This is a genomic window from Mobilicoccus sp., assembly GCF_032060985.1.
In the GTDB taxonomy this organism is placed as follows: Bacteria; Actinomycetota; Actinomycetes; order Actinomycetales; family Dermatophilaceae; genus Mobilicoccus.
The window spans coordinates 1-22,964 of sequence record NZ_DAMBGD010000001.1 but is presented as its reverse complement, the minus strand read 5'-3'; the positions used below and the strand labels follow the sequence as shown (position 1 = coordinate 22,964).

The 22,964-nt window shown below is 71.3% G+C and carries 21 protein-coding genes; 12 read left to right on the top strand and 9 right to left on the bottom strand.

Annotation, left to right across the window (positions count from 1 at the left end; genetic code table 11):
- Positions 1-19 precede the first annotated feature (19 nt).
- From RT054_RS00105 to RT054_RS00095, 3 genes are all read right to left on the bottom strand, one after another.
- Positions 20-841, bottom strand: coding sequence for a phospholipase D-like domain-containing protein (locus RT054_RS00105; RefSeq protein WP_313021429.1), 822 nt, complete (start codon positions 839-841; stop codon positions 20-22).
- Positions 774-1,613, bottom strand: a complete 840-nt coding sequence (locus tag RT054_RS00100; RefSeq protein WP_313021428.1) for a hypothetical protein — start codon at positions 1,611-1,613, stop codon at positions 774-776. Before RT054_RS00100 ends, RT054_RS00105 begins: the two co-directional genes overlap by 68 nt.
- A gap of 297 nt (positions 1,614-1,910) precedes the next feature.
- Positions 1,911-3,920: a protein meaA gene (locus RT054_RS00095; RefSeq protein ID WP_313021427.1), complete on the bottom strand. Its 2,010-nt coding sequence runs from the start codon at positions 3,918-3,920 to the stop codon at positions 1,911-1,913.
- 164 nt (positions 3,921-4,084) lie between these two features.
- On the opposite strand from RT054_RS00095, the gene RT054_RS00090 reads away from it, so the two are divergent.
- Entirely contained in the window at positions 4,085-4,726 is a 642-nt protein-coding gene (locus RT054_RS00090) for a cob(I)yrinic acid a,c-diamide adenosyltransferase (protein WP_313021425.1), read from the top strand.
- A 148-nt stretch (positions 4,727-4,874) separates the two neighbouring features.
- On the opposite strand, the gene RT054_RS00085 is transcribed toward RT054_RS00090, so the two are convergent.
- Together RT054_RS00085 and RT054_RS00080 are read right to left on the bottom strand one after the other, a co-directional pair.
- The gene (locus RT054_RS00085; protein WP_313021424.1) at positions 4,875-5,336 is read right to left on the bottom strand and encodes a DUF2550 family protein; all 462 of its coding nucleotides are present in this window, start codon (positions 5,334-5,336) and stop codon (positions 4,875-4,877) included.
- A gap of 8 nt (positions 5,337-5,344) precedes the next feature.
- Positions 5,345-5,605, bottom strand: coding sequence for a F0F1 ATP synthase subunit epsilon (locus RT054_RS00080; protein ID WP_312720199.1), 261 nt, complete (start codon positions 5,603-5,605; stop codon positions 5,345-5,347).
- A gap of 174 nt (positions 5,606-5,779) precedes the next feature.
- Between RT054_RS00080 and RT054_RS00075 the strand changes: the two genes are divergently transcribed.
- Positions 5,780-7,246 carry a uracil-xanthine permease family protein gene (locus RT054_RS00075; protein ID WP_396837162.1) on the top strand — a complete coding sequence of 489 codons (1,467 nt, stop codon included), beginning with the start codon at positions 5,780-5,782 and terminating at the stop codon, positions 7,244-7,246.
- A gap of 57 nt (positions 7,247-7,303) precedes the next feature.
- Here the strand turns inward: RT054_RS00075 and RT054_RS00070 are convergent, their stop codons facing one another.
- Positions 7,304-8,242, bottom strand: a complete 939-nt coding sequence (locus RT054_RS00070) for a glycosyltransferase (RefSeq protein ID WP_313021421.1) — start codon at positions 8,240-8,242, stop codon at positions 7,304-7,306.
- A 282-nt stretch (positions 8,243-8,524) separates the two neighbouring features.
- Between RT054_RS00070 and RT054_RS00065 the strand changes: the two genes are divergently transcribed.
- The 3 genes from RT054_RS00065 to RT054_RS00055 are packed head-to-tail and all read left to right on the top strand — an operon-like array spanning position 8,525 to position 11,350.
- Positions 8,525-9,532 carry a polysaccharide pyruvyl transferase family protein gene (locus RT054_RS00065; protein WP_313021420.1) on the top strand — a complete coding sequence of 336 codons (1,008 nt, stop codon included), beginning with the start codon at positions 8,525-8,527 and terminating at the stop codon, positions 9,530-9,532.
- Positions 9,529-10,518 carry a beta-1,6-N-acetylglucosaminyltransferase gene (locus RT054_RS00060; protein WP_313021419.1) on the top strand — a complete coding sequence of 330 codons (990 nt, stop codon included), beginning with the start codon at positions 9,529-9,531 and terminating at the stop codon, positions 10,516-10,518. The genes RT054_RS00065 and RT054_RS00060 overlap by 4 nt, the downstream gene beginning before the upstream one ends.
- A 10-nt stretch (positions 10,519-10,528) precedes the next feature.
- Positions 10,529-11,350 (top strand): alpha/beta hydrolase-fold protein, encoded by an 822-nt coding sequence (locus RT054_RS00055; RefSeq protein WP_313021418.1) that lies wholly within the window; start codon positions 10,529-10,531, stop codon positions 11,348-11,350.
- Between the two features lie 38 nt (positions 11,351-11,388).
- Here RT054_RS00055 and RT054_RS00050 read toward each other — a convergent pair whose 3' ends face one another.
- Positions 11,389-12,618, bottom strand: coding sequence for a glycosyltransferase family 4 protein (locus tag RT054_RS00050; RefSeq protein WP_313021417.1), 1,230 nt, complete (start codon positions 12,616-12,618; stop codon positions 11,389-11,391).
- Positions 12,619-12,826: 208 nt separating this feature from the next.
- Between RT054_RS00050 and RT054_RS00045 the strand changes: the two genes are divergently transcribed.
- From RT054_RS00045 to RT054_RS00035, 3 genes are read left to right on the top strand one after another with little or no spacing between them, the layout of a single operon-like run.
- Positions 12,827-13,819 (top strand): hypothetical protein, encoded by a 993-nt coding sequence (locus tag RT054_RS00045; RefSeq protein WP_313021416.1) that lies wholly within the window; start codon positions 12,827-12,829, stop codon positions 13,817-13,819.
- Positions 13,816-15,195, top strand: coding sequence for an O-antigen ligase family protein (locus RT054_RS00040; protein ID WP_313021415.1), 1,380 nt, complete (start codon positions 13,816-13,818; stop codon positions 15,193-15,195). Before RT054_RS00045 ends, RT054_RS00040 begins: the two co-directional genes overlap by 4 nt.
- Positions 15,186-15,731: an acyltransferase gene (locus tag RT054_RS00035; protein WP_313021414.1), complete on the top strand. Its 546-nt coding sequence runs from the start codon at positions 15,186-15,188 to the stop codon at positions 15,729-15,731. Before RT054_RS00040 ends, RT054_RS00035 begins: the two co-directional genes overlap by 10 nt.
- 53 nt (positions 15,732-15,784) lie before the next feature.
- Here RT054_RS00035 and RT054_RS00030 read toward each other — a convergent pair whose 3' ends face one another.
- The gene (locus RT054_RS00030; RefSeq protein ID WP_313021412.1) at positions 15,785-16,834 is read right to left on the bottom strand and encodes a hypothetical protein; all 1,050 of its coding nucleotides are present in this window, start codon (positions 16,832-16,834) and stop codon (positions 15,785-15,787) included.
- Complete coding sequence (locus tag RT054_RS00025) at positions 16,831-18,387, bottom strand: hypothetical protein (protein ID WP_313021410.1); 1,557 nt, start codon at positions 18,385-18,387, stop codon at positions 16,831-16,833. The genes RT054_RS00030 and RT054_RS00025 overlap by 4 nt, the downstream gene beginning before the upstream one ends.
- A 121-nt stretch (positions 18,388-18,508) precedes the next feature.
- Between RT054_RS00025 and RT054_RS00020 the strand changes: the two genes are divergently transcribed.
- The 4 genes from RT054_RS00020 (at position 18,509) to RT054_RS00005 (ending at position 22,910) form a co-directional block, all read left to right on the top strand.
- Positions 18,509-19,498: a glycosyltransferase gene (locus RT054_RS00020; RefSeq protein WP_313021408.1), complete on the top strand. Its 990-nt coding sequence runs from the start codon at positions 18,509-18,511 to the stop codon at positions 19,496-19,498.
- The gene (locus RT054_RS00015) at positions 19,495-20,409 is read left to right on the top strand and encodes a glycosyltransferase family 2 protein (protein WP_313021406.1); all 915 of its coding nucleotides are present in this window, start codon (positions 19,495-19,497) and stop codon (positions 20,407-20,409) included. The genes RT054_RS00020 and RT054_RS00015 overlap by 4 nt, the downstream gene beginning before the upstream one ends.
- Before the next feature lie 46 nt (positions 20,410-20,455).
- Entirely contained in the window at positions 20,456-21,736 is a 1,281-nt protein-coding gene (locus RT054_RS00010) for a glycosyltransferase family 4 protein (RefSeq protein ID WP_313021403.1), read from the top strand.
- A 151-nt stretch (positions 21,737-21,887) separates the two neighbouring features.
- Positions 21,888-22,910: a hypothetical protein gene (locus RT054_RS00005; RefSeq protein ID WP_313021400.1), complete on the top strand. Its 1,023-nt coding sequence runs from the start codon at positions 21,888-21,890 to the stop codon at positions 22,908-22,910.
- Positions 22,911-22,964: the final 54 nt, after the last annotated feature.

The following is a 22,964-nucleotide window of genomic DNA, read 5'->3' as shown; positions in this document are numbered from 1 at the left end:
TGCTCGACGACCGCCGTTCTCAGAACTCCGAGGTGCCGCGGAGACTGCGGGGCCGGCCGTCCGGGTCGTCGGCGAGGCGGTAGGCGAGGCGACCGAGCACCCGCCGCGGACCGGTGATGCTCGGGAGCACGTAGGAACGCAGGCGACCGGGTGGGCGCGGACCGACGCCTCCGCCGTCGTGCCATCGGTCCAGATCGCGTGCCGTCGTGCGGAACGCCTCGAACGCCGACGCCGGATCGATGAGGTCCGCGTCGTCGCCGTCGGCCCGGTCGAGATGCTCCCGAGCCAGGGTGAGCCGCGCCTCGCGGGGGAACACCCGTGCCTCGTCGGCACCGATCGTGCGCGGCTCACGCTCGTCGCGGCGCTCGTCGAGCACGGCGCAGGTGAGTTCGGAGTCGTAGGTCCAGGAGCGGCGGTTGACGTTGTCCGACCCCACCGTCATCCACACGTCGTCGACCACGCAGACCTTCGAGTGGACGTACACCGGTGTTCCGTGAGGGTTCTCGATGCCGTAGACCCCCACGCGGTCACCGCCCGCACGGTAGAGGTCCTGCAACGCCTGCACGCGCGCGGGCAGGCAACTCGCGTTCGCCATCGGGCTGTCGCTGGTCGTGTACGTCGACAGGACGAGGATCATCCGGAGCTCCGGTCGCGCGGCCAGCGCCTTCGCGAAGCAGGAGACGACCACGCCGCTCCAGAAGTACTGGTCCTCGACGTAGATGAGCCGCTGCGCCCGCCCCGCGGCCTTGCCGTACCCCCGAGCGATGCTGCGCTCACCGCGGGGGGCGAACGGGAACCGCGGCAGCTTCGCCGGGAACGTCCGCAGCACCTGCACGCTCATCTCTCCCCTGGGTGCGGGGTCGGGCAGCTGCGGCGGAAGCGGGTCGGCGTGCTCGTCGTCGCGGTGCGCCCACGCCTCCACCCGCGAGATGGGGTCCAGCGCGAGCGGCGTCGGGTCCTCCCACCGCTCCCGGAAGGTGGCCTCGACATCCCCGACGGCCGGGCCGCGCACCTCGATCATCGCGTCGTGCCAGGCGGGCGTCGGACCCCCAGACGTCGCCCATCTTCACCGTCTGCGGGTCGCCGAGGTGCGCGCGGTCGTCGCGGCGGGTGTGGCACAGGTCGATGCCGCCGACGAAGGCGACGTCCTTCTCCGGACGATCGGGATGCCGCAGGACGACGAACTTCTGGTGGTGCGATCCCAGCGGCAGCACGCGCATGTCGAGCAGCACCTCGCCGCCGGCCTCGCGGATGTCGTCGGCCATCGACCGGTTCTCCTCCTCGGAGTACGCGATCGTGTCGAGGTGCGAGCGCCAGAACAGGCCCTTGACGACGACGCCGCGCCGGGCGGCACCGGCGAACAGTTCGGCCACGGTGAGCCCGTCCTCGCCCACCCTCTCGTCGGGGTCGCCCCGCCAGTCGGTGAACAGGAGCAGGTCGCCGGGCCCCTGCGCCTCGACCACCTCCCGCAGCCGCGCGAAGTACCCGACGCCGTGGACGTGGAGGCGCGCGTCGTTGCCGCTCGTCCACGACCGCCCACCGTGTCGGTGAGACAGCCGCGTCCACGGGTTGCCGCGCTCGTCCGTGCTGAGGAACCAGTCGTCGATCGCCATCCGCCCATGGAACCGCACGACTCTCCCCAGCGCAGCAGAACCGCCTGCAGCGGGTTGGGTCTCACCGCCCGCGGGTGACCGCTGGAGTGCTCCGCGCATCGCCCGGGCGGGGCGAATGCGGACGGGTCGCGCACGAGGTCTGACGCGACACCGCCGAGTCGAGGACGCACCCCAGGTCTTGCGGACGCTCCACCGGTAGGAGGTGCGTCGGCGGGGGTGGCGGTGCGTCCTCGACGTGCCTTGAGCAGGGTCCGGGGTCGCGGCGGCCGTGTCGGTGCTCGGCGGCAGTGTCGGTGCTCAATGAAGCGGCGCGAGTCCGTGGCGTTCGCGGATGACGTCGACGATGTGACCGATCGAGGTCGTGAGGTCGTGGTGCTTGGGCGTGAAGACCTCGCTCACACCCGCCGCGCGCAGCTTGGCGGCGTCGGACTCGGGGATGATGCCCCCGACGATGACCGGCACGTCGCCCGCCCCGGCCTCGGCCAGCCCGGAGAGGATCTCGGGCACGAGTTCCATGTGGGATCCCGAGAGGATCGAGACGCCGACGGCGTGCACGTCCTCGTCCACCGCGGCGCGCACGATCTGCGCCGGGGTGAGGCGGATGCCCTGGTAGACGACCTCGAAGCCGGCGTCGCGGGCGCGGACGGCGACCTGCTCGGCACCGTTGGAATGCCCGTCGAGACCGGGCTTGCCGACGAGGAACCGCAGGTGGGTGCCCATCTCTTCGCCCGTCTGCTTGACGGCCTCACGGACCGCCGCCAGCGTGCTGCCCGCCGGTGCCTCGCCGACGCCGACGTTGTCGGAGACGCCGGTCGCGGCGCGGTACTCGCCGAACACCTCGCGCAGCGCGTGGGCCCACTCCCCCGTCGTCACACCCGCACGGGCGCAGCGCAGCGAGGCCTCCATGAGGTTGACCTGCTCGTTCGCCGCGTCCTCCTTGAGCTGAGCGAGGGCGGCGTCGACCTCGGCCTTCTTGTCCGGGTCGGCGTCGCGTCGGTCGCGCCACTCGCGCACCGCCTCGGCGGCGGCCTTCTCGACGGCGGGGTCGACGGTCTGGATCGCGGTGTCGAGGTCGGCCGTGAGCGGACTCGGCTCGGTGGAGGTGAACTTGTTGATCCCGACGACGATGTCCTCACCGGACTCGATGCGCTGTCGACGCCGGGCGTGGGAGGCGACGAGCGCCTGCTTCATGTACCCGGACTCGACGGCCGCGACGGCCCCGCCCATGTCGGCGATGCGCGCCATCTCGGCCCTGGCACCCTCGACGATCTCGGCGACCTTGGCCTCGACCACCGGCGACCCGTCGAACAGGTCGTCGTACTCGAGCAGGTCGGACTCGTACGCGAGCACCTGCTGCAGACGCAGGCTCCACTGCTGGTCCCAGGGGCGCGGCAGGCCGAGGGCCTCGTTCCACGCGGGCAGCTGGACCGCACGGGCGCGGGCGTTCTTGCTCAGGGTGACGGCGAGCATCTCGAGGACGATGCGCTGGACGTTGTTCTCGGGCTGGGTCTCGGTGAGGCCGAGGCTGTTGACCTGGACGCCGTACCGGAACCGGCGGTGCTTGGGGTCCTGCACGCCGTAGCGTTCGAGCGTGAGCTCGTCCCAGAGCTGCACGAACGCGCGCATCTTGCACATCTCCTCGACGAAACGCACGCCGGCGTTGACGAAGAAGCTGATGCGGGCGACGACCTCACCGAACTTCTCCTGCGGCACCTCGCCGCGCTCCCGCACGGTGTCGAGGACCTCGATGGCCGTCGCCATCGCGAACGCGACCTCCTGCACGGGGGTCGCCCCGGCCTCCTGGAGGTGGTAGCTGCAGATGTTGACCGGGTTCCACTTGGGCATCCGCGCGACCGTGTAGGCGATCGTGTCGGCGGTGAGCCGGAGCGAGGGTCCGGGCGGGAACACGTGCGTCCCGCGCGAGAGGTACTCCTTGATGATGTCGTTCTGCGTCGTTCCGGAGAGCTTGGCGACGTCACCCGCGGGGTCGCGGCCCTCGGCCTGCGCCTGCTGCTCGGCGACGACCTCGTACATCGACAGCAACCACATCGCCGTCGCGTTGATCGTCATCGACGTGTTCATCTCCGCGAGCGGGATGCCCTCGAAGAGGGCCGCCATGTCGCCGATGTGGGAGATCGGCACCCCGACCTTGCCCACCTCACCGCGGGAGAGTTCGTGGTCGGGGTCGTAACCCGTCTGCGTCGGCAGGTCGAAGGCCACCGAGAGGCCCGTCTGCCCCTTCTCGAGATTGCGCCGGTAGAGCGCATTGCTCGCGGCGGCGCTGCTGTGCCCTGCGTAGGTGCGCATGACCCACGGTCGATCACGTTCTCCGTTTGCTGCCATGGTAGTGAAGGTAGCCGGGGGCACGAGGGGGGCGGCACCCCGCGGTGCGGTGACGCGCCTCACGTCGCCGAGCGGCCGGTGACGAGGCTCCCGCACGCTCGGGCGGGCCCGTCTGAGACGATCGCGGCATGGTCAACATCACGCGGGTCTACACACGGACGGGCGACGACGGGACGACGCACCTCGGGAACTTCAGTAGGACGTCCAAGACCGACCCCCGCCTCTGCGCGTACGCCGACGCCAACGAGGCCAACGCCGCCATCGGGATCGCGGTGGCCTGCGGAGATCTGCCCGAGGAGGTCGACGCCACCCTCCGTCGCATCCAGAACGACCTCTTCGACGTGGGCGCCGACCTCTGCAACCCGCTCGTCGCCGGCGAGGAGAGCGCGGAGTACCCACCGCTGCGGATGCGCGCCGAGTGGATCGAGGAGTTGGAGACGGACTGCGACCGTTACAACGAGCAGGTCGAGAAGCTCCGCTCCTTCATCCTCCCCGGGGGCAGCACCGGCTCCGCCTACCTTCACCTCGCCTGCACGATCACCCGCCGCGCCGAGCGCTCGACGTGGTCCGCGATCCAGGCCTACGGCACCGAGCCCGCGGCCCAGGCGAAGGACCCGGACCACCCCGGCGGCGTCAACCCCTTCACCGCGAAGTACCTCAACCGACTCTCCGACCTCCTGTTCATCCTCGCTCGGGTGGCCAACGTCGGCCGCGGCGGCGACGTGCTCTGGCAGCCCGGCGGCGGGCGGGAGTCGCAGGAGCGCGACTGAGCCACCCCCCGAGGGGCGTACCGACGCCGCACGGTGACAACCGAGACGGCGGATGGGATGGCAGCTCCGATGGCGCTGGAGCGCGACGAACGCTGCCATCCCATCTGCCGTCTCGGGTTGTCGAGGGCTCCGTGGGGCCGGACTGGGCTCAGGCGTGCCAGGTGGTCGCGGGGGGTGCCGACTCCACCCAGTAGCGCAAGGCGGTGTAGGACAGGAGACCGAGGGCGAGGTCGAACTGCATGGGATCGCCCGATTCCACGGCCGCCGTGGCGGCGACCTTGCGGCCCCGCCCTTGGACGTCGAAGGCGTTCGCCATCGCCTCGTCCTCGAGCGTGGTGACGACCCCGAGGTCGACCGATCGCCGCGTCCACGAGAAGGAGGGACGCACACTCCACCCGAAGAGCGGGAACACCTGCAGCGACGTGGCGCTCATGCGCAGGAGTGAGGGCCGCCAGCGGCCCGTACGGCCGGGACGGAAACCGCAGGACACGACGTCGCTGTCGTGCGAGATGAGCCGCCGGCGCACGTAGACGGAGAGGACCGCCGCAGCGGCGAGCAGGACGAGCCCGACCAGGACGACCTCGACGATCGTCAGGGCCGAGGTGTCCATTCGGGTCGTCAGTGCTGAGAGACCGACTCGGAGACGATCGTGACGACGTCGCTGTCGACGGAGAGGAACCCGCCGTCGACCGTGTACGTCTGCGCCCCCGCGCCGCCACCGTCGATCCGGATCTCGCCCGGGGCGAGGGCCGCCATCAGCGGGGCGTGCTGGGGCAGGATTCCGATGTCGCCCTCGACCGTGCGCGCGATGACGCGTGAGGCGTCGCCCTCCCAGACCTTGCCGTCTGCGGCGACGAATTCGACGTGCAGCTGACCCACGTGGCGGCCCCTTCGTTCCTCGGTGTTGCCGTCACTCTACCGTCCGCCGCCCCCGATCAGCGACGGAGGGCGGGGGCCTCGGCGCCGCCGACGGATCTCCCGCGCACCCGCGCGATCTCTCGTCGGCACCGACCGCGGGGGCCGGGCCCGTGCCGGCGCGGGGCCGACGCGACGATGCGGGAGGCGTCGTCGCGCGGTGGTAGCTTCCCGCACGTGAAGCTGTGGACCCTGCACTCCGGCGGCGCCCTCGACGGGCCCGACGACGTCGTCGCCCCCTCCGAACGACTGTCCTGGGGGCGCACCGTCGGCCTCGGCATGCAGCACGTCGTCGCGATGTTCGGGGCGACCTTCGTGTTCCCGCTGCTCATGGGACTCTCGCCCCAGCTCGCGATCATGATGTCGGGCCTCGCGACGCTGCTGTTCCTCGTCCTCACGGCGGGCCGGGTGCCGAGCTACCTGGGCTCGTCGGCGTCCTTCGTCGGGGTGACCGGCATCATCGCGGCGCACGGCGGCTCCGCCTCCGACAAGACCGGTGCCTTGTTCTTCATCGGTGTCGCGCTCCTGATCGTCGGCATCGCGATCCACGCCCTCGGCGCCTCGTTCATGCACCGGGTCATGCCCCCCGCCGTCACCGGTGCGGTCATCATGCTGATCGGGTTCAACCTCGCCCCCGTCGTCGCCTCGGTCTATTGGCCGCAGGACCAGTGGATCGCCATCCTCGTCATGCTCTTCGTCATCACGGTGAGCGTCGCCTCGCGCGGATTCCTCTCCCGCATCTCGATCTTCGCCGCCGTCATCGTCGGCTACGCGCTCTCGTGGCTCGCCGACGTCGGGCTCGGCCCCATCACCGCACCGAACGCCGCGGGCGAGGTGACGACGCACCTGCGGGTCGACTGGAGCGCCGTCGCCGCCGCGCCGTGGATCGGCCTGCCGCAGGCGACGACGGCCACGACCCCCGGCTGGCACCTGCCCACCTTCCAGCTCGGTTTCATCCTCACGGTGCTGCCGATCGTCGTCGCGCTCGTCGCCGAGAACATCGGGCACGTCAAGGCCGTGGGCGAGATGACCGGGGAGGACCTCGACCCCTACGTCGGTCGAGCCGTCGGCGCCGACGGCCTCGCCACGATGATCGCGACCTCGGTCGGTGGCGCCCCCACGACGACGTACGCCGAGAACATCGGGGTCATGGCCGCCACGCGCGTGTACTCGACCGCGGCCTACGTCGTCGCCGCGCTCACCGCGATCCTCTTCGGGTTCTCGCCCAAGTTCGGCGCGGTCGTCTCCGCGATCCCCGGCGGTGTGCTCGGCGGCATCACGGTCGTGCTGTACGGCATGATCGGCCTGCTCGGCGCCAAGATCTGGGTCGAGCACGACGTCCACTTCGGCCACCCCGCCACCCTCGTGCCGCTCGCCGCGGGCATCATCATGGGGGTCGGCAACGTGAGCGTGCACATCACCGAGGGCTTCGAACTCTCCGGTATCGCGCTCGGCACCATCACGGTCATCGTCGGGTACCACCTCGCCCACGCCCTCGCCCGCCGCGCCCGCCCGGAGCCGGGTGTTCCCGACTTCTCCGGCACCGACCTCGGCTCCTCCGCCGAACCCGACGTCGTCGAGGGCTGGAGCCGGCACCGGGACTGACCGGCGGCGAGCCGCGCCGGACCGGACGCGGGACGCACCCCGGCCGTGCCTGTTCGCCTACCTCGCCATGGCCTCGAGACGACGTCGCTCGGCGCGCCGGTAGTACCGGCCCGTCACGGGCACGCGGCGCAGGAGTTCGGCCTTGAGCCGCAGCCGGCGATCGCTGGGTGACACGTCGGCGGCACGGGACAACAGCTCGGCGGCCCGGGCCGTGTCCCCGGCCGCGAGCGCGTCGGCCGCCACCCCGATGGTGTACCCGGCCCAGTCCCCCTCCAACGTCTTCTGCAGGAACGCCTGCTCCTCCTCGTCCAGGGGGATCCCCGACTCGGCAAGACGCCGGCGGACGTCGTGATTGGCACGGTTCATCCGTTCGGCACCGCTGGACATCGACCCCGGCGTGAGGCGGTACAACGCCGTGGGCTCCTCGACGAAGCGCAACTGCCACCCGCTGAGCACGGCCCGGAGCCACAGGTCGTAGTCCTCCATCGCGTTCAGCGCGGTCGAGAACCCGCCGAGCTCCTCCCACATGCGACGGGGGAAGGTCGAGAAGATCGTCGCGATGTTGCCCTCGAGCATCGCCATGCGTTGGCGAGCCGGGTCCGCCCGCGGGCGGTCGAAGACCCGTCGACCGGTGACGCCCTCCCGGCCGAGGAACAAGCCGTTCGCCGAGACGAACGAGCGCGGCGATCCCCGCAGCCACACGTCCACCGATGCCTCCACGTGCCGCGGCAACAGGATGTCGTCGGCGTCACACAGCGTGATCAGCTCGCCACCGGCCGCCTCGATGGCCGCGTTTCGCGCCGCGGACAGGCCGGCGTTCTCCTGGCGCACCACGACGACCTCGTCGCCGTAGGCGTCCACGATGGCCTCGCTGCGATCGGTCGGCCCGTCGAGGCACACGACGACCTCGACGTCGGGGTAGGTCTGAGTCAGGGCGCCCGAGAGGGTCGCCCCCAGTGTCTTCTCCGACTGATAGACGGGAACGACGATGCTCACCGTCGGAGCCGATGCCCGACCGTGCTCGCCCCGCGCGTCGGCCAGCACTTCTGACGCCGTCATCCGCTCGCCCTCTCCGTTCCCCTGCGCCTCCTCGGAGACGCCTGTCGACTTCCGCGATCCTACGGGAGGCCACTCCCGGCACACCCGTCCACCGGTGGCGAGCCGGGCCTCGGGCAACCAGGCGGTCAAGGGAAGCCCGGACTCCCAGCTATCCTTGGGTCAGCTTGCAGGACCGAAGGAATCAGCAGCTGGCGCAACAGAACCCGAGGGAGCCCTGCCATGACCACCGTCGTCGACGCCCTGACCGAGGCCCGCGAGTCGGGCCGCCGAATCCACTACCGCCCCGAGGTCGGCAACGGCGGCGACGCTCTCATCAACGTCGGCTTCTACCACCTCGCCGACCGGCTCGGCCTCACCTACACCGAGATCACCGGGGGCCGTCTCGACCTCGATGGCGTCGACGCCGGTGACCTCGTCATCCTCGCCGGTGGAGGGGCGCTCTCCTCGGTGTGGGACATCGGCGCCCGCACGCTGGCCGCCCTCACCCAGGGTGAACACGACCTTCTTCTCCTCCCCCAGACGATCGAAGGCCAGGAGGAGGCCCTGTCGCTGTTGCGCCCACGAGACCTCCTGTTCGTCCGGGAGCGGCGCAGCGCTGCCCACGCGGCGGCCATCGGGGTGAAGGCCCGCACCGCGCTCGACCACGACATGGCCTTCCACCTCGACCCGGCCCTCGCCATGAAGGGCGTGCTGGTGCGACCGCCTGCACGCGTCGACGACGTGCGTCGCGCGGTGGCGTTCGCCCGCCATCGCGCTCGTGGCCTCGCCGGCGCCACCCTCGAGGCCTGGCGGACCGACGACGAGCGCAGCGACGCCGAACGGACGCGCCGGCGCCGGGACGATCTCTCCCTGCTCGCCGACCGCGGCACCCTCGACCGGGCGTCGAACGAGCGCTCGGCCGCGCTGCTCCTGTCGGTGGTCTCGTGGTACTCCCGGGTGCGGACCGACCGCCTCCACATCGGCATCGCCGCCGCCCTGCTGGGAAAGCCCGTCACGCTCAGCCCCGGCTCCTACCACAAGATCCGGAGCGTCTATCAGTTCTCGATGGCGAACGACCCACGCTTCGCCCACGTGACCTACGAGGACGACCCGGCGACGCTCGCTGCGACCTCCGCACAGGCGGCCGCCGCTGCCGCGGCTGCCGCAGCCGCCGCCCGAACCGCCGCTGCGAGAGCCGAGCGCGACGACGAGGCCGAGGGCCGTGACGCCTCCGGGCAGCGCCGATGAGCGCCTGTTACGTCGTTCTCGCCCACACCGACCCCGACGGGCTGGTGCGTCTCGTGCGCCGCATCCGGGCCCTGAGCCCGGAGGCCGACGTCGTCGTCCGGTTCGACGCACGCGATCTCGTCTCCCCCGAGGCGTTGCGCGCCGAAGGGGCGATCCCCCTGCAGAGTCGGCTCCCCGTTCGCTGGGGCGACTGGTCACTCGTCGACGCCGCCCGCGAGGCGCTGAGCTTCGCGCTCCGGGAGAGCGACGCGGACTGGTTCTCCGTCATCTCCGGCCAGGACTATCCCGTGCGTGACCTCGCCGCCTGGGAGGAGGGCCTGCAGGCGGGCCATGCCGACGTGGTCCTGGATCCCATGCCCGCCAAGCCGCAGACGTGGGAGTACACGTGGAGTTCGTTCGTGGTGCGGGTCCCCGGCCCTCCCCTTCTCGAACGCCTGGCGAGCGGTGTCGTGAGTCGAGGTTCGCGACTGCTCTCGCCCTGGGTCGACATCTACCGCCTCGACCGGACCGGGCCGCGCCACTACTGGGTGCGGAGACCGCGACGGGACGCCGCGCGTCCGCCCTTCCTCGTCAAGGCCAGTCAGTGGATGACGGTGCGTCGCCCGACGCTCACGGCCGCGCTCGACGAACTCGCCACGGGCTCGGAGCGGGTCGACTTCCTCCGCACGGTGCTCGTCCCCGACGAGATCGCCCTCCAGAGTCTGTGCACGGCCCACGCCGACACCGTGCGGGAGGCGCCGACGACGGCCGCGCACTTCGCACCCGAGGCCCCGAGCCCGGATTGGCTCACCCCCGCACTCGTGCGGGAGCTCGCCGCGACGGGCGCCCCCTTCGTGCGCAAGATGCCGGCAGGCGCAGACCCGCAGATCCTCGAGGTGGCCGATGCCCTCGCCGAGGCTCCCACGCGGACGATGGTCGACCCGGTGGCCGAACACGGCACGGGCCGAACGGAGGTCGAGGGAGGCCACGCGCGCGGGCTGCCCTAGGCTCGACGGCATGCAGCCCCTCTCCCGCCGAGACTTCGTCCGATGCGCGGCGGGCGTGGGTGCGCTGGCCCTGGCAGGATGTGCGGCCGGCCGCCCGACGCCGCCCGCCCCCACCCCGACGGCGACCCCCTCCCTGCCCACGACGCAGCCCGATCTGCGGCACGGGACGCTGGACACCCGGCTCGGGGCCACCGAGAAACCCACGTGGCGCCTCGCGCTCCCCACGACGCGCCCGGCGACCGGCACGATCCTCGCCCTGCACGCGCTCGGCGGGTCGGTCTCCGACTGGTTCGACGGTCTCAAGGTCGGGCCGTACGCCGACGAGCTGGGCCTCGCCATCGCCGCCGTCGACGGCGGCAAGAGCTGGTGGCACCCACGCAAGGACGGCTCCGACACCGGGCGAATGGTGCTCGAGGATCTCCTCCCGGTGATCGAGAAGGAGGGCGCCCCCACCGAGCGGCTCGGACTCACCGGCATCTCGATGGGGGGGTTCGGCGCGCTCCACCTGGCGCTGCAGATCCCCGCGGCGCGTCTCATGGGCGTGTCCACCATCTCCGCCGCCCTCGCCACCGACGCCGCCTACGTGGACGAGGTCGCGTTCGACGGCAAGGAGGACTTCGACCGCCACTCACCCCTGCACCACACCGAGCGCTATCTCCCACTCGCCATCTGGATGGCCTGTGGCAGGCAGGATCCCTTCTTCGCCGCCAACAAGAAGTTCGCCGACGCACTCCCGCGCGCGCTCACCACCTTCGATCAGGGGGGCCACGGCACGGAGTACTGGTTCGCCCACATCGACGGCGCGATGCGCTTCTTCGACGGAAAGGCCTGACCGCGAGGGTGGTGGCGGGTCACGCCCCCTCGTGAGGATCAGCCCCGCCGACGGGCCGCCGGGCCTTCCGCCGCCGCGTCCGTGAGGATGGACTCCATCCGCTCGATCCTCCGGTCCCACGTACCGATCGCCTCCGCGCGTGCCCGAGCACCGATCGACAGGCGTCGCCGCAGCGGGGGGTCCTCCACCATCGGGCGCACGGCCGCGGCGATCTGCTGGGCGTAGTCCTCCGGTGAGGTCGGCGTGACGCGTACCCCGCACGTGTCGTCGACGGCGAAGGCGGGGCCTCCGCGGTCGGCGACGATCATCGGGAGCCCATGGCCCAACGCCTCGAACGTCACCGTCCCCCCGGCCTCGCGGTAGCTGGGGAAGACGAACACATCGGCGCGCCGGTAGAAGCGGTCGACCTCCGTGCGGCTCTGCATGCCGTGGAAGACGACGCGACCCTCGAGCCCGAGCTCACGCGCCACCTCCTCGCAGTGCTCGCGGTCGTGCCCGTCACCGACGACATCGAGCACGACGGGCAGGTCACGAAGATGGGCCATGGCGCGCACCGCGTCGCGCACCCCCTTCGTGCGGACCACCCGGCCGACGAACAGCAACCGGACCGGGGCGTCGGCCTCGTGGTCGGCGGGCCGCGGCTCCGGGACGGGTAGCGCGTCGAGGGCCGTGTCGGGCATGGACTCGTACCGCCGCAGCGGCACCGGGCCGAGGAGATCACCGACGTAATCGGCGATCCCGATGACGCAGGCCGCCTGTGAGAAGCTGCGGCGCAGGACGGGGTCGTGCCGCAGACGGAGATCGTCGAGCCGCCGCAGCCCCACGAACCAGGGCGACGTGTCCTCACTGCCGAAGCCGCCCGGGTCGTCGAGGCTTCCTCCGAGCGGCCCGAGGACGTACGGCACGCCGGTGCCGGTGAGCGGCGAGGGATACCGCAACGCCACCGGCACCGGTTGCAACCCCACGTCGAAGCGTTCGCCGCGGGCCACGGCCCGGTCGATCCAGGCACGGGCTCGCACGAGGAACCAGGGGTAGCTCGGCCGGGCCATCGTGTTGAAGCGCTCGACCCGCTCGAGTCCCGGCGGCTCGACCCACTCCACCACCCGGGTGCCCGGCAGGTGCGGGGCGACCGGGGACTCCGCACGACGGCGGTAGTTGAGCAGGGTGACCTCGTGCCTCTCCGAGAGTCGACTCACCCAGCGGTAGCCGACCAACGTCTCACTGAAGCCATGCCGGTCACACCCGGCCGTGACGATGATGATGCGCACGGAGCCTCGTTCCTTGCGTGTCGACGCTGCCGGTAGTGGGTGACGCGCCGCCACCGGGCGAACGACCCGACCGTAGCGCACACCCACGATGACTCTCCGCGCATGCGTCCCCCCTGTCACCGCAGCGGTGCGGAGGCCGACCCGGTCGGCCGTTAGGATCGAAACCCGCTAGGCTCGTTCGCTTTCCACCTGAAGCTCAAGGAGATCCGTGACGACTTCGCAGGAACGGCCCGATCGCCTCGACGCTCCCGGCCCCCTCACCTCCGCCCTGCACCGTTGGCGCCTCACGGTGTCGCTGGCCCTCGTCGGCCTCCTGCTCGGCCTCGGAGCCGCGTGGCTGGCCCCCGTCGGCTACCGGGCGGAGGCCCGTCTGGCCGTGGCGCCCGACAGCGACAACGCTTACGCCATCGCCGGCTTCCCGCTCGCGTCGCGGGATCTGGCCGCCAACTACGCGCGGTGGGTGCAGAACAACGCGACGTCCGGGGAGTGGGCGACCCCCGGTGTCACCTCGCTGGAGGCGACGCCCGTCCCGGAGACGGCCGTGATCCGCATCGAGACGCAGAGCCCCGACCAGGCCGCGGCAGTCGCCGGGGCGCAGAAGGTGGCCGACCACCTGGTCGCCGTGGCCAAGGAGACCCAGGGCCAGCGCGACCCGCAGAAGGCCTACGCCTCCTTCCAGGAGCTCGCCCCCAAGGTCGCCGCTGCTCAGGCGGCGGTCTCCGAGGCCGAGTCCGCCTACGGCCGGGTGCGGGGAAGCGGCAGCGACGCCACCGTCGCGAAGGCGACGCGGGAGCTGAACGACGCCCGGACGAAGCTCGCTGAGCTGCAGCTCATCCAGGAGGGCAACGGCGAGCTCTACAAGCGGCTCTACGCCGACACCATGGGGATCTCACAGCTCAAGGTCATCTCGCCGGCGGCCGCGACGGGTGACGGCGTCACCTCCCGCCTGCAGCGGTGGGGGCTTCTCGGGCTCGGCGCCGGTCTAGCGCTGGGGGTCGCGCTCGCCTCCCTCCGGGACCGACGGGCCAGGCGTCGTGACGAGACGCCGGGATCGGGCCGCGTGAGCTCGTCCCCGGAGTCCCGCGAGACACCGTCGGGGTCGCCCGACTCGGAGTCGTCCGCCGACCTCTGGGACCAGCCCCCGGCCGACGGCCACGGTCGGGTGGGCGGTCAACGACGCGCGGGGCTGCGCCGCCGGTGAGGCCGCTGAGCGGGTCGACCGTCCTCGGGCAGGAGCGGCCCGAGGACGACGCGCGTGCCCGGGCGCGGCGACCGGGTGCCTCGACGGAGCGCCTGCCCGTCGCCGTCTGGTGTCTCCTCATCGGTCTGGCCTTCAACATCTTCTCGGGCTTCTCCTCACGCATGGGGTTGCCCGTCGGGCCCGACCGGCTGCTCCTCGCCGCCGCCGTCCTCCTCGTCGTGCTCAGCCCGGGCCCACCGCGGCTGCGCATGCACGCTCCGCACTGGGCGATGGCACTCCTCGCGCTGATCGGCATCCTCTCCGCGTGGACCCACGGGAACCTGCTGGAGACGAACGCGATGTTCGCGCTCCTGGATCGGCTGATCGTCCCCTTCGTCCTGTTCGCCACCGCACCGGCGCTCCTGGCGACGCCCCTCCGACGCCGGCGTCTCCTGCAGACCCTCACGCTCGTCGGGGCCTACCTGTCGGTCGTCACCTTCCTCGAGGCGGCCCGCCTGTATTCGCTGATCCTGCCTCGGTACATCCCGGCGGTGAAGATCGAGAGACTCACCGAGTACCCCCAGGAGATCCAGCGTGCGGGCGGCCCCTTCGTGTCCGGTGAACCCAACGGGATGGCGCTCGCGATGTGCGGATTCGCCGCCTTCGCCCTCGCTCGTCTCGTCCAGGGTCGGTGGCGCACGATCGCCGCGATCGTGGCACCCCTGTGCCTCGTGGCGACCGTGCTCTCGATGACCCGGTCCGTGTGGCTCGGGGTGGCGATCGGCGTCGTCGGCGTCGTCGCCTCCACCCGCAGCCTCTGGCGATGGGTGCCTGCGATGATCGGGGGCTGCGTGGTGCTCGCGACGGCGGCCGCGTTGGCCTTTCCCACGGTGGTCGCCGACATCACCGAGCGCGGCGGGACGTCCCGCTCGCTGTGGGACCGGCAGAACACGAATGCGGCGGCGGTCGCCATCATGGAGGACCACCCCCTCACCGGGATCGGGTGGCAGCAGTTCGCCAAGGAGGGCCGTTACTGGGTGAGCCAGGACGAGGATCGACCCCTTACGAACGTCGACATCGAGGTGCACAACGTGTTCCTCTCCCGAGGCGCCGAGCTCGGCGTGCCTGCGCTGGTGCTCTTCTGCCTGGCCCTCCTCACCGGACCGGTGGCCGTGCTGGGACATCGTCGGCGCGGGGAGCCGGAGGTGTGGCGCATGCTCGTCCTCGCGTGCTTCTCCGTATGGCTGGTCGTCTGTCTGACCAGCCCCAACTCCTATCCCTTCCCCGCCCTCGTGCTGTGGACGATCACCGGTTACGCACACGCCCGACTCGTCTCAGGCACACCTGGCCTGCAGGACGCCCCCGTCCTCTCCCCGCAGGAGTCCCCATGTCGTTGAAGGACCTCGCCCGGTCGCTCCGGGACGGTGCCCTCGCCCGTGAGCGACTACGCCGCGCCTTCCCACAGGCGACGATCGGCTCCGACGTCAAGTTCGGCGGCGAGCTCGGCCGCACCCGGCTCGGCCGGGACGTGACGATCGCCGGGCCCACGGTCGTCTACGTGGGCGACGGCGGCGGCCTGTCGGGTGGCCGACTCGAGGTCGGGGACCGCACGTACATCGGCGAGTTCAACAACATCCGGTGCGCGGGTGCGCCCATCACGATCGGCCGCGCCTGCCTCATCAGCCAGCACGTGACGATCGTCGGGTCCAATCACCGCATCGCCCCCGGAGTCCCGATCGTCGACCAGGAGTGGGTCGGCGACGGAGTCGTCATCGGGGACGATGTGTGGCTGGGCGCAGGGGTCGTGGTGCTGCCCGGCGCTCGCATCGGCGACGGCTGCGTGGTCGCCGCGAACTCCGTGGTCCGGGGCGAGGTGGAGGCGAACAGCGTCGTCGCCGGCTCGCCCGCGCGCGTCGTCGGTCGTCGCGGCTGACACCCTCCGTCACGACGCCCCGCGTCACGATCCCGGCCGTCGCCGGTCGCGACTCATCCGCTCTCGGCGACGACCTCCACCCGGTCCCAGGGGAAGTTGCGCAGCTGCTGGTAGTCGGGCACGTCACCGAGGACGGATGCCCACGGATCCTTGCCGGTCTCCCGCTTCTCGCGCTCCCCGCTCTCCGCGCCGACCGCGACCACCCCCGAGGTCTCGCTCACGATGAAGCCGTACTGCTGGGCCGCCCGCGCGACGGCCTTGCCGAGTGGGGTGAGGTCCAGGCCCTCGACGTCGACATGGGGGTCGAGGCGGAGCCGGGTTCCCATCGGGACCGCACTCTGCCCGGTGTCCTTGCCGTCGCTGCGGTTCGCGGGCGGGACGAAGGTCTGCTCCTGCGCCACGGCCTTGAGGCCGATCGTCATCGCGTGGTCGATGCGGCCCCGTCGGGCGTCGTCGAGCGTGATCATCGACCCGACCGTGGCGAGGCCGGAGGCCGACGCGCCGTAGGGCGCGGGGAACGTGCCCTGTGAGGTCGAGACGTGGTCGATGCGGCCACCCCAGCAGGCCTCCCACCCGCCGTCCGCAGCGCGTCGCATGATCCAGAACTCCCAGAACTGGTCGCGCGACGGCGACCAGATGGAGAGGTTCCCGTCGGTGCCCTTGGCCGGTCGGGCCTCGGCGGGCACAGGCACGTCGACGAAGTGCCGGGGGCCGTCGTACAGCCCGGGTGGGGTCCCCTCCTTGTCCTGGCAGTTGTGGTAGCCCACCCGGACGGTGGGAGTCGCGGCATCGGCGACGTAGAAGCTGGGGTTGAAGTGCCCGGTGTTGATCGGCACGGCACCGGCGTTGGCGGCGATCTGGCCGGTGATGTTCTTCATCCAGTAGTCGGAGAACCGGTGCCGCGGACGGTGCTCCACGTCGACGAGGAACGGGTTCTCCGGGGCGTCTCCGAAGATCCGCGAGGGAGGCGTGTCCTCGACGGGCGGGGTCGTCGGGCCAGGTGTGGGGGCCGGGCCGCCGCAGGAGGCCAGGGCGAGGAGGACGGCGGAGGCGACGAGGAGACGCGCCCTGCTCGCGCGCCGGGCCGGGGTCACGCCGTTCATGCGAGCCTTCCCCTTCGCTTGACGAGGTCCTTCGTGGTCTGGACACCGAGGACGGAGACGAGATAGATGAACAGGGCGGGCCCGGCCGCCAGACCACAGGCGAGGAGGCCGAGCGCTCCGTTGGGGATCACGGGGCCGACGAGGAGACTCATCCCCCAGGTCGAGACACCCGAGATCAGGGCACAGACGAGCGCGTGCCCGACGGGGATCTGACGCCAGTAGCTGCTCACCGTCGTGTCGAGACGCGTGCGCACGAGCCAGGAGAGGCACAGCGCGGCTCCGAGCTGCGACACGCAGGTCCCCACGGCCACACCGATCGCGCCGAAGGGGATGGCGAGACCGATCGTGAGGATGATCTTGAGAACGAGGAAGACGAGCCCCTGGGTGACGTCGAGCCCGGGGCGTCGCAACGCGAGGCACCAGAGGATGGGGGCACGCATGAGCAGGGCGAAGAGGTGCCCGAAGAGCAGGATGGAGGCGACCCGGCCGGGGAGATCGGTCCCCAGGTGCAGCCACGCGACGACGCCGAAGTACGCGGCGGGTGCGCCGGTGGCCACCCATCCGGTGACCGCGATGGTCCAGAGCCGTTGCAACCGTTCGTAGTCCGCGACGGCGCCCTTCTCGCCCTTCTCCCCCACCGAGCGCCCGACGAGCACGAGCATGGGCCCGATGGCGTTCATCGGGAGCATCCGCAGCTGTTGGGCGAAGGTCTGACCGGGGCCGAAGATGCCGGCCTCGGCACCCCGCAGCTTGGACACGATGAGCAGGTCGGCCTGCTGGGTGAGCACGTCGAGCCAGCTGGAGATCTGCACCTTCCACGCGTACCCACCGAACTCCATGAGCAGCGCCCGGTCGATGAAGCCGAGCCCGGAGCGGCTGAGGTACCGGAACGCCGGCGGGACGATGATGACCGTGCCGACGACCTGTTGGGCGATGAAGATCCAGGCGATGCCTCGGAGCCCTGCCCCGGTCTCGACGGTGACGATGATCCCGACCGTGTAGATCGCGTGGGCGACGAGGATCGCGATGCTGACGAACGCGAACTTCTGGCGGGCGAAGATCACCGACTGGAAGAGCCCTCGAACCTGCATGAGGCCGATGAGGGCGATCTGGGTGAAGAGGAGGAACACCGAGCCCGAGGCATCGGCCGCGAAGACGGGGAAGAAGCCGATGATCACGGGGACCAGCAGGAAGAAGGCCGTGAGGACGACGGCCACGATGCCCAGGACGATCACCGACATGGTGGTGACGAGTCGGGTCGTGGCTTCTCGGTCGTCGCGGCCGGCGTAAATCGTGAGGTAGCGCTGGACGCTCGGCCCGATGCCGCCGTTGAAGGTGCTCATCATCGCCTGGATGGAGTTGACGAGCAGGAAGACCGTATAGACGTCCAGGCCGAGGCCGTGGATGGTGTACGGGGTGAGCACCAGGTTGATGATGAGCGGCGCGACCTGCGCCAGCGCCTGCCATGAGGTGCCGCTGACGAGGGTGCGGACCATCCCGCGGGACGGTTGGGGCGACGGTTGGGGGTCCGTCGTCGACAGCCCTTCGGTCATGCGTTCGTGATCCCTCTCATCGACGGTGTCGGTCCCCTCGGGGAGGGCCTGGGGCTCGGAGCCGTTCGCAGTCTACGGGGCGGGCGTGTTCCTGCCCGACAGGCGGGGCAAGATGGGGCACATGGGAATTCAACGCCCCTCACGTCCCCGGGTGAGCATCGTCATCCCCGCCTACGCTGCGGCGGCCACCCTCGGAGGCGCTGTCACCGGCGCCCTGACCCAGACCCATCCCGACATCGAGGTCGTCGTCGTCGACGACGGTTCCCCCGACGACACCGCAGCGGTCGCCCGGGCGTACGGCGACCGTATCCGACTCGTCGAGAAGAGCAACGGGGGGTGCGCCTCGGCGCGCAACGCCGGGGCCGCCGCCGCGACGGGCGAGTTCCTCGCCTTCTGCGACTCCGACGACGAGCTCCTGCCCCCGGCCATCGAGACGATGCTGGCGGCCTACCACGCCGCCGGAGCGGGCCGCCGGGCCGTGACGGGCAACGCCTATCCCCTCACCTCCGAGGGAATCAACCCTCGCCGCACCACGGTCATGTCCGAGTACCCGCCGGCCCACCGGCAGAGGCTGGAGATCCTGCAGCGCAACTTCGCGTCGGTGTTCTCCCTCCTGCCCCGATCGCTCTTCGACGAGATCGGCGGGTTCGACGACTCGTTGCGTGTGATCGAGGACTGGGACCTGTGGATGCGTCTCGCCCACGCCGACGTCGAGATCGTCTACGTCAAGCAGCCCGTCGCGCTCTACCGGTGGAGCGCCGGATCGATGTCCTCGAACTCCGAGCGGATGATCGAGGCCGAGAACGCCCTCCTCGTCCGTTTCGAGGAGAACCACCGGGACCGCCTGCGCCCGGAGGAGCGTGAGTACCTCGCCCGGCGCCTCGCCGCCGGATCGCCGTGGACCCTGCGTGGTCGGGCCGACGCCGCCTTGCGCACAGGGAACGACGCCGAGGCCGGACGGCTGTACCGCAGCGCGTCGGCCCTCATGCCGGGAGACCGCCGACTCCGTCTCCGCGCGGCGAGCGTCGGGCGGGTGCCCGCCGCGGCTCGCCTGTGGCGCTCACGAGACGCGAAGATCCAGGCCACGGTCGGGCGGAAGGGCGACTCATGACCGACGTCCCACCCTCGGCGCAGCGGCCGGACAGCACTCCGCTCGAACCCCGACCCGTCGCCTCCGTCGTCATCCCGGCCTACGACGAGGGTCGCGTGATCGCCCGGTGCCTCACCGCCCTCACCGCGCCGGGCGCACCGCCGCTCGAGATCGTCGTCGCCGCGAACGGCTGCACGGACGACACGGTCGCCGTGGCCCGGACCTTCCCCGGGGTGCGGGTGCTCGACATCGCGACCCCCTCGAAGGCGAACGCCCTCACCGAGGGCGACGCCGCGGCTCACGTGTTCCCCCGCATCTTCCTCGACGCCGACATCGAGCTCGGGCCGGGCTCGCTCGAGGGGATGATCGCGGCACTCACGACCGACGAGGCGCTGGTCGCGGCACCCTCGGTGCGGTTCGCGACCGACGACTGTTCCTGGGGGGTGCGCCGGTTCTACGAGGTCTACCGCGAGACGCCGTACGTGCGGTCGGGCCTCATCGGTCTCGGCGTGTACGCACTCTCGGCCGCGGGCCGCGCACGCTTCGCCGAGTTCCCGCGCCTGCAGGCCGACGACCTGTTCATCCAACGACTGTTCTCGCCACGGGAACGGGTGACCACTCCCGGGCACTTCGTCGTCCGGGCGCCTCGGGATCTGCGCAACCTGCTCAAGGTGCGCACCCGCATCGCCCGCGGCAACGCCGAACTCGCCGCGACCACCGTCGACGAGGTGGCGCGGAACGGCGACGCCGACTTCTCGAGCACCACCGGCTCCACGTCGCGGGCGCTGCTCGACATCGTCCGCCGCCGACCGCTGATGGCCCCGGGTGTCGCGATCTACGCCGGCGTCGTCGGCCTCGCCCGCCGACGCGCCGCATCGGACGCGGGCCGGACGACCGGCACCGTCTGGCACCGCGACGACTCGACCCGCTGACGGCGATCCCCCAGGACACCAGGACACCCAGGACCAGGAGTTCGAGATGACCACCCCCCCTGCCCCCGCGCCCGCCGTCCGCGTCGCCTACCTCGTGAGCAAGTACCCGGCGATCTCGCACACGTTCATCGAGCGCGAGATCCAGGCCCTGCGCGAGCGCGGCGTCGAGGTCCACACGTTCAGCGTGCGTCCGTGCCCGGAGTCCGAACAGCGGTCGGAGCTCATGCGCCGCGAGGCGGCCCGCACACCCGTCCTCATCGACGACGTGCGACGGGACTACCCCCGCGCCCACGCCGAGCTGCTGCGCCTGGCGCCCAAGGCCTGGTTCGCGACGCTCGGACGGGCGGCACGCAGCGGCGACACGACTGCGCGGGCCCGCCTCTGGCAGGGCTTCTACTTCGCCGAGTCGGTGCTGCTCTGGCACCACATGCGCGCCCGCGGGCTGCGTCACGTCCACGTGCACTTCGCCAACGTCTCCGCCGACGTGGCCCGCCTCGCCGTCCACATCGGTCGGCTCGTCGACGGTCCGGACGCCGGGTGGCGCTGGTCGCTCACCATGCACGGGCCCACGGAGTTCGAGCGCGTGGCGGAGGTCGACCTCGCCGCCAAGGTCGAGAGCGCCGACGCCATCGCCTGCATCAGCGACTTCTGCCGCAGCCAGCTCATGCGGCTCGTCGGCCCCGAGCACTGGGACAAGATGCGGCTGGTGCGGATGTCGGTCGACCCCGACGTCTACGTCCCACCGGCGGACGGGCGACAGGGACGCGACTCCGGCCCTCTGCGCATCCTCGACGTCGGTCGTCTCGTCCCCGAGAAGGGCGGCCCGGTGCTGCTGGAGGCGGTCTCCCTGCTCCGCGGGCGCGGGATCGACGTCGAGGTCCGCTTCGTCGGTGGCGGCGAGCTCGAGACGGTGTTGCGCCGGCGCATCGACGAACTCGGCCTCACCGACCTCGTCACTCTCGTCGGCCCGGTGGGGCAGGACGACATGCTCGCGCAGTACCACTGGTGCGACGTGTTCTGCCTGCCCAGCTTCCAGGAGGGCCTGCCCGTCGTCCTCATGGAGGCCCTCGCCACGCAGGCTCCGGTCGTCACCACCCGCATCACGGGGATCGAGGAACTCGTCGTCGACGGGGTGCACGGGCACGTCGTCGCCCCCGGGCGAGCCGATCTGTTGGCCGATGCCCTCGCCGCGCTCGCGGCCGACCCCGACCGACGTCGCGCCCTCGGGGAGGCGGGACGGGCCGCCGTCGTGGCCGAGTTCACCCCCTCCGCCGCCTCCCACGCCATGCTCGATCTGCTGACGTCCGTGCAGGATTCGCCCGCATAGGGTGGGGTGCGACGCGCACGTGTCCGCGGCCCGGCCGCGCGACCGTCGCCCCTCGGACGAGCACGAGCTCGCGACGAGCACGACCCGCAGAAGCCCCGGAACCGACCACGGAGACGACCATCGACGCCCCCACCGGGCGCAGGAGGACACCATGTCACTCGGCTCGACCTACTGGACCGCCCGCTTCGCCCACTGGCCGCCCGCCGCGCCGGCGGTCGACGGCTACAGCCTGCTCATGCCGGTCCCCGGCGACCTGCCGGTGTTCCTCGAACTGGCGCTCTCCACGTGCGCGACGCAGGAGAGCGCGCACCGCGTCGAGACGATCGTCGTCCCCGACCGCCCCACCAAGGAGATCACGGCGGTCGTCGAACGCGCCCGTCCGACGTGGGAGGGCGACCTGTCGACACGGCTGTTCCCGCGTCCCGAGCGTCATGCGCTGCCCGCGCTCAAGAATCCGTTCCACAACTACGGCATCCAGCTCATCACGGGCGTCAGCGCCGCCCGGGGGTCGCACATCGTGCTCCATGACGCCGACCTCTTCCTCTGCCGCCCCGGCGCCCTCGACGACCGGTACCGCAGGACGCGTGACGACGACCTCTACGTCTCAGGTGTCAGCCCGGTGTGGGACGAGTGGTACCGCGAGAAGGGCCTGTCCATCGTCGCCACCTGGGAGCAGTGCGCCCGCCGCGACTGGATCCGATCGTTCCCGCCGCACATGCACATGGGTCACGAGTCCGAGCTCATGGGCGAGAGCCACGTCTTCGACATCACGCTGCATCCTCAGGCGGTCACCGACCAGCGACGCATCGGGCTGCAGGAGGACGAGGAGGGCATCGTCCACTTCAACTACGTCATCGCGACCTACCGGCACTTCCAGAAGGCCAAGGGCAGCTTCGCCGACGAACGCTTCCGCCTTCTGCTCATCCGGCTCTTCGTCGACCTGTTCGCCACCCTGCCGTACGACTACCACCTGCCGAGCATGGCCGAGCTGGCGACGGGACTGCACGATGCCGACGCCCCCGTCACCTACCCCGCCCCGACCGAGGAGACTGTCGCCGCCTACCGCGACTACCGCACCAAGCTCGAGAAGATCCTCACCGGCGCGTGGGTGCCCACAGAGCGAGGGGGGCAGGCCACCGAGGCGCTGCGCCCGTTCGACGCCCACTACGCCTGAGCCTTGATCCACCGTCGCGATTCTGTGGTCTGTTTCGGTGGTGAATCTTGCGGG

Excerpts from the sequence above, each read along its gene's own strand:
- RT054_RS00085 (WP_313021424.1), bottom strand. The coding sequence starts at position 5,336 with ATGGACACCTCGGCCCTGACGATCGTCGAGGTCGTCCTGGTCGGGCTC.
- RT054_RS00005 (WP_313021400.1), top strand. The coding sequence starts at position 21,888 with ATGTCACTCGGCTCGACCTACTGGACCGCCCGCTTCGCCCACTGGCCG.
- RT054_RS00010 (WP_313021403.1), top strand. The coding sequence starts at position 20,456 with ATGACCACCCCCCCTGCCCCCGCGCCCGCCGTCCGCGTCGCCTACCTC.
- RT054_RS00090 (WP_313021425.1), top strand. The coding sequence starts at position 4,085 with ATGGTCAACATCACGCGGGTCTACACACGGACGGGCGACGACGGGACG.
- RT054_RS00065 (WP_313021420.1), top strand. The coding sequence starts at position 8,525 with ATGACCACCGTCGTCGACGCCCTGACCGAGGCCCGCGAGTCGGGCCGC.
- RT054_RS00105 (WP_313021429.1), bottom strand. The coding sequence starts at position 841 with ATGAGCGTGCAGGTGCTGCGGACGTTCCCGGCGAAGCTGCCGCGGTTC.
- RT054_RS00055 (WP_313021418.1), top strand. The coding sequence starts at position 10,529 with ATGCAGCCCCTCTCCCGCCGAGACTTCGTCCGATGCGCGGCGGGCGTG.
- RT054_RS00025 (WP_313021410.1), bottom strand. The coding sequence starts at position 18,387 with ATGACCGAAGGGCTGTCGACGACGGACCCCCAACCGTCGCCCCAACCG.
- RT054_RS00060 (WP_313021419.1), top strand. The coding sequence starts at position 9,529 with ATGAGCGCCTGTTACGTCGTTCTCGCCCACACCGACCCCGACGGGCTG.
- RT054_RS00075 (WP_396837162.1), top strand. The coding sequence starts at position 5,780 with ATGCGGGAGGCGTCGTCGCGCGGTGGTAGCTTCCCGCACGTGAAGCTG.
- RT054_RS00100 (WP_313021428.1), bottom strand. The coding sequence starts at position 1,613 with ATGGCGATCGACGACTGGTTCCTCAGCACGGACGAGCGCGGCAACCCG.
- RT054_RS00030 (WP_313021412.1), bottom strand. The coding sequence starts at position 16,834 with ATGAACGGCGTGACCCCGGCCCGGCGCGCGAGCAGGGCGCGTCTCCTC.
- RT054_RS00095 (WP_313021427.1), bottom strand. The coding sequence starts at position 3,920 with ATGCGCACCTACGCAGGGCACAGCAGCGCCGCCGCGAGCAATGCGCTC.
- RT054_RS00020 (WP_313021408.1), top strand. The coding sequence starts at position 18,509 with ATGGGAATTCAACGCCCCTCACGTCCCCGGGTGAGCATCGTCATCCCC.
- RT054_RS00015 (WP_313021406.1), top strand. The coding sequence starts at position 19,495 with ATGACCGACGTCCCACCCTCGGCGCAGCGGCCGGACAGCACTCCGCTC.
- RT054_RS00035 (WP_313021414.1), top strand. The coding sequence starts at position 15,186 with ATGTCGTTGAAGGACCTCGCCCGGTCGCTCCGGGACGGTGCCCTCGCC.